The following is a 6675-nucleotide window of genomic DNA, read 5'->3' as shown; positions in this document are numbered from 1 at the left end:
CCCGCCCGCCCACCCCGGGTCCACCCCGGGTCCACCCCGGGTCCACCCCGGGTCCGCTACTCGGATGCACGGTCCGCTCCCCGGAAGCGGGTAGCGGACCGTGCGGGGGAGTAGCGGATTCTCGCCGGGGCCGGGGCCGGGGCCGGGGCCGGGGCCGGGGCCGGGGCCGGGGCCGGGGCCGGCGGGTGGGCCGGCGGGCGGGCGGCGCGGGCTGGGCCGGCGATCAGGGCTTGTCGAAGCGCTCGCGGGCGCCCAGCCGCTGCAGGCGCAGCCACTCGCGGAAGCCGGCGGGGTCGCGGCGCGAGACCAGGAAGTACCAGCCGAAGCGCACGACCTCCTGCGGGATGAGGTGACGCAGGCCCGGCTGGGAGAGCACGTAGCCGCGGTTGCGGTAGGTGAAGTGCCGCTTGACCGGGTCGTCCGGGAACTGGGTGTGCATGCGCCCGCCCAGGATCGGCTTGAACTCGTCGGATCCCTGCGGGTGCAGGTACGCGGCGGTGAGGCAGGTCCCGAAGCCCAGGCCGGAGCGGGCCAGGCGGCGGTGCACCTCGACCTCGTCGCCGCGGATGAACAGGCGCAGGTCCGGCACGCCCACGCGGTCCAGGCAGTCGGCGGTGAACAGCGCGCCGTTGAACAGCGAGGCGATGCCGGGCAGCAGGTCGCCCGCGCTCTCGACCGACTGGCCGTCCGCGAACAGCTCGCTGCGCCGCCGCCGCCACACCAGGCCGCGCCGCAGCGGGAACGCCAGGCGGTCGGGGTCGTCCAGGTCGCACACCACCGGAGACACCTCGGCGAGGCCGTGCCGGTCCATGCAGCCGAGCAGCGTGGCCAGCACCTCCGGTCCCTCGGGCCGGCCGTCGTCGTCGGCGCACCACACCAGGTCGGCGCCGGAGGCCAGCGCGTGCAGCATCCCCAGGGCGAAGCCGCCGGCACCGCCGAGGTTGTGCTGCGAGCCGAGGTAGGTGGTCGCGACGGGCTGCGACTCCACCAGCTGCCGCACGGCCTGCTCGTCGGCGTTGTCCACCACCACCAGGTGGTCGATCGGCCGGGACTGGCCGCATACCACGTCGAGGGACGCGCGGAGTTGCTCGAGGCGTCGGTGGGTGACGACCACGGCGACGATCCGCCGCGCGTCGGACGGCTGCCCGTCTCGGTGCCCGGCGCCGTCGTCCTCAGCCCTCACGCGTCATCCTCTCCATGTACTCGGCGATCGACCGCCCGGCCTCGGGACCCTCGTAGGCGGTGACGATCTCCTCGATCCCGCCGCGCTGCCGGATGCGGCCGTGGTCGATCCACATGGCCGAGTCGCACAGCTGCGCGAGGAACTCGTTGGAGTGGGAGGCGAAGACCAGGATGCCGGAGCGGGACACGAGGTCGGCGAGCTTGACCCGCGCCTTCTTCATGAACTCCGCGTCCACCGCGCCGATGCCCTCGTCGAGCAGCAGGATCTCGGGGTCGATCGAGGTCACCACGCCCATCGCCAGCCGCACGCGCATGCCGGTGGAGTAGGTGCGCAGCGGCATGTCCAGGTAGTCGCCGAGCTCGGTGAAGTCGGCGATCTCCTCGACCTTGGCCTTCATCTGCTTGCGGGTCTGCCCGAGGAACAGGCCGCGGATGATGATGTTCTCGTACCCGGAGATCTCGGGGTCCATGCCCACGCCCAGGTCGAACACCGGGGCCACGCGCCCGCGGATCCGGGCGGCGCCGCGGGTGGGCTCGTAGATGCCGGACAGCAGCCTGAGCAGGGTGGACTTGCCGGCGCCGTTGTGCCCGACCAGGCCGATGCGGTCCCCCTCCCGGAGGGAGAGGGTGATGTCCTTGAGGGCCTCGACGACGACGACGTTGGACGCGTTCCGGCCGATGGCGCCACCGGCGGAGCCGAGGACAGCCTTCTTCAGGGAGCGCGATTTGGCGTCGAAGATCGGGAAGTCCACGCAGGCGTCCACGCAGTCGATGGACACGCCGCCGGGGGTGGGTGCTAGTGGGCTCATGGGTCGTCTCTCCTACACCCAGTACGGGACTCGGGCGCGGAACCGGCGCAGGGCGGCGAACGCCAGGAGGAGGCCGACCGCGGTGCAGCCCAGGACGATCCACCAGTGGTAGGCGGCAACCGGCTCGCCGAGCATGGGCGCGCGGACGATCTCCAGGTAGTGGTACAGCGGGTTGAGCTCGGCGATCCGGGCCCGGTCCGCGATCTGCCCGCCCTGCTCGTACAGCGTCTGGGTGGTCCACACGATGGGGGTCATGTAGAACAGCAGCTGCACCATCGAGTCGAGCAGCGGCGCGATGTCGCGGAAGCGGGTGGCGAGGATGCCGAACAGCATGGCCACCCACACGCCGTTGAGCAGCAGCACCGCCAGCCCCAGGACGGCCAGCAGCAGGTCCCAGCCCAGTGGCCGCGGGTAGATCACCATGAGCACCACCCAGATCACGAGGTTGTGGCACAGGAACAGGAACTGGCGCCACACGAGCCGGTACACGTGCACGCTCAGCGCGCTGGGCAGCTGCTTGATCAGGCCCTCGTTGGAGATGAAGACCTCCGAGCCCTCCTTGATGCAGCCGGAGATGAAGCCCCAGAGGATCAGGCCCACGGTGACGTGGGGGAGGAACTCGGCCAGCGGGATCTGGAAGAGGATCGAGTAGAGCAGCCCCAGGGCCGTGGCCATGACGCCGGTGGCGATGGTGATCCACAGGGGTCCCAGCGTGGAGCGCCGGTAGCGCTGCTTGATGTCCTGCCAGCCCAGGGAGAGCCACAACTCGCGCTGGCTCAGGCCCCGGCGGAGGTCGGCCACGGCCCGGCGGAAGGTGTGGGAGTCGTTGACGATCTCGCCGCGCACGCGCTCGTCGGGGAGCGTCGCCGCGGCGGGATCGGGAAATGGCTGGTCCTGCACGATCGCGAAGCCTACTAGAGGATCGGCCGGTGGCAGCCCCGCCGCGAGGACGCGTAGACAGTAGGGATGACCTCCAGCACCCAGATCCAGCTCGTCAACCGACCCCGCGGGTGGCCCACCCATGACGACTTCCGCACGGTCCACGTGGACCTTCCCAACCTCGCGGAGGGCGAGGTCCGCGTGGCCAACGAGTTCCTCTCCGTGGACCCGTACATGCGCGGTCGGATGAACGAGGGCCGGTCCTACATCCCGCCGTTCGAGTTGGGCGAGACGATGACCGGCGGGGCGGTGGGCCGGGTCGTGGAGTCGCGGTCGGACGCCCACCCGGTCGGCGCGGTGGTGATGCACGACCTCGGGTGGCGGGACGTCGCCCAGGGCGCAGGCCGGCAGTTCCGGGTGGTGCACCAGATCGAGGGCGTGCCGATCTCCGCGTACCTGGGGATCCTCGGGACCACCGGGCTCACCGCCTACGTGGGGCTCCTCCACATCGCGCGCTTCACGCCGGGGGAGTCCGTGTTCGTCTCCGGCGCCGCCGGCTCGGTCGGGTCCGCCGTCGGGCAGATCGCCAGGCTGATGGGCGCCTCCAAGGTCATCGGGTCGGCCGGCAGCGCCGAGAAGGTCGGGAAGGTCATCGGTGACTACGGCTTCGATGCGGCGCTCAACTACAAGGACGGTCCGGTCCGCACGCTCCTGCGCGAGCACTTCGGCAAGCAGGACGGTCAGGGCATCGACGTCTACTTCGACAACGTGGGCGGCGACCATCTCGAGGCCGCGCTGGACCTGATGAACGACGGCGGTCGCCTGGCCCTGTGCGGGGCGATCAGCTCGTACAACGCCACCGAGCGCGCGCCCGGCCCGGACAACCTGTGGCACGCCATCACCCGCGGGCTCACCCTGCAGGGCTTCACGATCAACAAGTACATGCACCTGTTCCCCGAGTTCGCCGGGAAGGTCGGGCCGTGGGTGGCCTCGGGCGAGATCGTCTTCGACGAGACGGTGGTCGAGGGCATCGACAACTCGGTCGACGCGTTCCTCGACCTCATGCGTGGCGCCAACGTGGGCAAGATGCTCGTCAGGATCTGACCCCCGGGGCGTCGAGATCGGCCGACCGCCGACTTTGTGCAACTTGTTGCATGAACGTCGCGACGGACGTACGGTCGGGGCATCCGTCGAAAGGAACGCCGATGTCCCTCCCCCCCGTTCTCGCAGGCCCCCTGACCGTGCCCGTCGTGGCCTCGCCGATGTTCATCTACTCCGGGCCCGAGCTCGTGGCCGCGCAGTGCCAGGCCGGGGTGATCGGGTCGTTCCCCTCCCTCAACGCGAGGCCGCAGTCGGCCCTGGCGGAGTGGATCGACCAGATCAACCGGAGCAACGAGGCGTTCGCCGCGGCGAACCCCGAGGCCTACGTGGCGCCCTTCGCCGTCAACCTCATCGTCCACCGCTCCAACGACCGGCTCGAGCAGGACCTGGCGACCGTCGTCGAACACCGGGTGCCGATCGTCATCACCTCCCTCGGCGCGCGGGAGGAGGTCAACCAGGCGGTCCACTCCTACGGGGGCATCGTCCTGCACGACGTGATCAATAACAGGTTCGCCCGTAAGGCCGTCGAGAAGGGCGCGGACGGGCTGGTGGCGGTGGCCGCCGGTGCCGGCGGCCACGCCGGAACCCAGTCGCCGTTCGCGCTGATCCAGGAGATCCGCGAATGGTTCGACGGACCGCTGCTGCTGTCCGGGGCCATCGCCCACGGCCGCTCGGTCCTGGCCGCGCAGGCGGCCGGGGCGGACCTGGCGTACGTGGGATCGGCGTTCCTCGCCACCGACGAGTCCCGCGCCCCCGGGTCCTACAAGCAGATGATCGTGGAGAGCGGCGCGTCGGACATCGTCTACAGCAACCTCTTCACGGGGGTCCACGGCAACTACCTGCGGGGCAGCATCGAGGCGGCCGGCCTCGACCCGGACGACCTCCCGACCTCGGATCCGTCCGCGATGGACTTCGGCACCGGCGGGACCGCCGAGTCCAAGGCGTGGCGCGACATCTGGGGTGCCGGTCAGGGCGTCGGGGCGGTGACCTCGACGGGCACGGTCCGCGAGCTCGTCGACCGCCTCCGCACCGAGTACGAGCTGGCGTCCGGGGCGCTCTCCGCCACCGCGGCGGCCGTCGCCTCCACCCGCTGACCGGGTGTCACTGAAGTTCGCGATCCTCACCTCCCTCAGCGAGCGGGCGGGCAGCGGGATCGAGCTGGCCCGGCGGTTCGACCGGTCGATCGGATACTTCTGGCCGGCGACCCACCAGCAGATCTACCGCGAACTCGACCGACTGGCCTCGGCCGGACTCATCCGGGAACTGCCGCAGGAGGGCCCACCCCGCCGGGGGCAACCCAGGAGGTTCGAGGTGACCCCCGGCGGGTCGGAGCTGCTCGTGGGGTGGATCGGGGAGGGGGACGAGCCCGACCCCATGCGGTCGACCCTCGCCGTCCGCGTCCGCGCGGCCGCGGCCACCGGCAGGACACGGGAACTCCGCCACGCGCTGGAACACCACCGGCGGCGTCGACAGGACGACCTCGACCGATACCGCCAGATCGAGCAGCGGGACTTCCGCTCGGTCGACCCCTCCGACCCGCGCGGCACGCTCCAGCACAGGGTCCTCAGGCTGGGGATCGAGGGGGAGCGGGCCTGGCTCGCCTGGTGCGACGACACCCTCGCCGCCCTGGAGGGACTGCCGGGGGACTGAGCGTTCAGGCGACCGTGAGCAGGATCTTCCCGTGCGACTCCCCGGAGTCGAGCAGGGCCAGGGCCTCCGCGGCGTTCTCCAGGGGGATCTCGCGGGAGACGCGGGTGGTCACGTCCCCGGCGGCGACCAGCGGCCAGACGTTGTCGACGACCTCCCGGCAGACGCCGGTCTTGCCCCCGGGTCCGTCCACCGGGCGGGCCCGGAGGTTGGTGGCGATCACCCCGGCCCGGCGGGCGAGCAGCGCACCCAGGTTCAGCTCACCCTTCACCCCACCCTGCATGCCGATCACGATGAGGCGGCCGTCCGGGGCGAGGGCGGCGATGTTCCGCTCGAGGTACTTCGCGCCCATCACGTCGAGGATCAGGTCGACGCCGCGGCCCCTCTCGTCGTCGTGGGTCCATTCCCCTATCCGGTCGACAAAGTCCTCATCCCGGTAGTCGATCGCGAGGTCGGCCCCGAGGTCACGGCACGTCCGCACCTTCCCCGGACCGCCGGCGGTGGTGGCCACGCGGGCCCCGAGGGCGCGGCAGACCTGGAGGGCGTGGGAGCCGATGCCGCCGGCCCCGCCGTGGAGCAGCACGCGCGGGGCGCCGAGTCCGACCTCGCCCCAGCGGGCTCCCGCGGCCAGGACGCCCCGGCCGAGCCCACCCGTCATGACGAGGTTCGACCACACGGTGCACGCCACCTCGGGCAGCGACGCCGCCTCGTGCAGCGACACCCCGGCCGGGATCGGCATCACCTGACCCGCCGGAACGGCGACCTGCTCGGCATACCCGCCGCCGGCGAGCAGCGCGCACACCTCGTCGCCCACGGCCAGGCCCTCCACGCCCTCGCCGACGTCGCGGATCCGGCCGGAACGCTCGAGGCCGAGGATCCCGGACGCGCCGGGCGGCGGGGGGTAGTGGCCCCTGGACTGGAGGAGGTCCGCGCGGTTGACGGCCGTCGCGGCCACGTCGATGAGGACCTCACCGGGGCCAGCGGTCGGGTCGCGGACCTCGACCAGGTGCAGGGACTCGGGACCGTTCTCGTACGCGATGGCCTTCATGCCCTCCGA

At 71.7% G+C, this 6675-nt stretch carries 7 protein-coding genes; 3 read left to right on the top strand and 4 right to left on the bottom strand.

The window, feature by feature from the left end:
• Window positions 1-223: 223 nt before the first annotated feature.
• From Q0444_RS12875 to Q0444_RS12865, 3 genes are read right to left on the bottom strand one after another with little or no spacing between them, the layout of a single operon-like run.
• Window positions 224-1183: a glycosyltransferase gene (locus tag Q0444_RS12875; RefSeq protein ID WP_299023408.1), complete on the bottom strand. Its 960-nt coding sequence runs from the start codon at window positions 1181-1183 to the stop codon at window positions 224-226.
• The gene (locus tag Q0444_RS12870; protein ID WP_299023407.1) at window positions 1173-1991 is read right to left on the bottom strand and encodes an ABC transporter ATP-binding protein; all 819 of its coding nucleotides are present in this window, start codon (window positions 1989-1991) and stop codon (window positions 1173-1175) included. The genes Q0444_RS12875 and Q0444_RS12870 overlap by 11 nt, the downstream gene beginning before the upstream one ends.
• 12 nt (window positions 1992-2003) lie before the next feature.
• A complete protein-coding gene (locus Q0444_RS12865) occupies window positions 2004-2891 on the bottom strand; it encodes an ABC transporter permease (RefSeq protein ID WP_291081578.1) in 888 nt (295 codons plus the stop codon).
• Between the two features lie 66 nt (window positions 2892-2957).
• Here Q0444_RS12865 and Q0444_RS12860 point away from each other — a divergent pair, with 66 nt between their 5' ends.
• From Q0444_RS12860 to Q0444_RS12850, 3 genes are all read left to right on the top strand, one after another.
• Window positions 2958-3974, top strand: coding sequence for an NADP-dependent oxidoreductase (locus Q0444_RS12860; protein WP_291081576.1), 1017 nt, complete (start codon window positions 2958-2960; stop codon window positions 3972-3974).
• Between the two features lie 101 nt (window positions 3975-4075).
• Window positions 4076-5065 (top strand): nitronate monooxygenase family protein, encoded by a 990-nt coding sequence (locus Q0444_RS12855; protein ID WP_299023406.1) that lies wholly within the window; start codon window positions 4076-4078, stop codon window positions 5063-5065.
• Window positions 5066-5069: 4 nt separating this feature from the next.
• Entirely contained in the window at window positions 5070-5621 is a 552-nt protein-coding gene (locus Q0444_RS12850) for a PadR family transcriptional regulator (protein ID WP_299023405.1), read from the top strand.
• Between the two features lie 4 nt (window positions 5622-5625).
• On the opposite strand, the gene Q0444_RS12845 is transcribed toward Q0444_RS12850, so the two are convergent.
• Entirely contained in the window at window positions 5626-6666 is a 1041-nt protein-coding gene (locus Q0444_RS12845) for an NAD(P)H-quinone oxidoreductase (RefSeq protein ID WP_299023404.1), read from the bottom strand.
• Window positions 6667-6675: the final 9 nt, after the last annotated feature.

The sequence above is a fragment of the uncultured Dietzia sp. genome (genome assembly GCF_937873725.1).
In the GTDB taxonomy this organism is placed as follows: Bacteria; Actinomycetota; Actinomycetes; order Mycobacteriales; family Mycobacteriaceae; genus Dietzia.
Note: the sequence above shows the minus strand (reverse complement) of the source record. Positions and strands in the feature narration are given on the sequence as shown.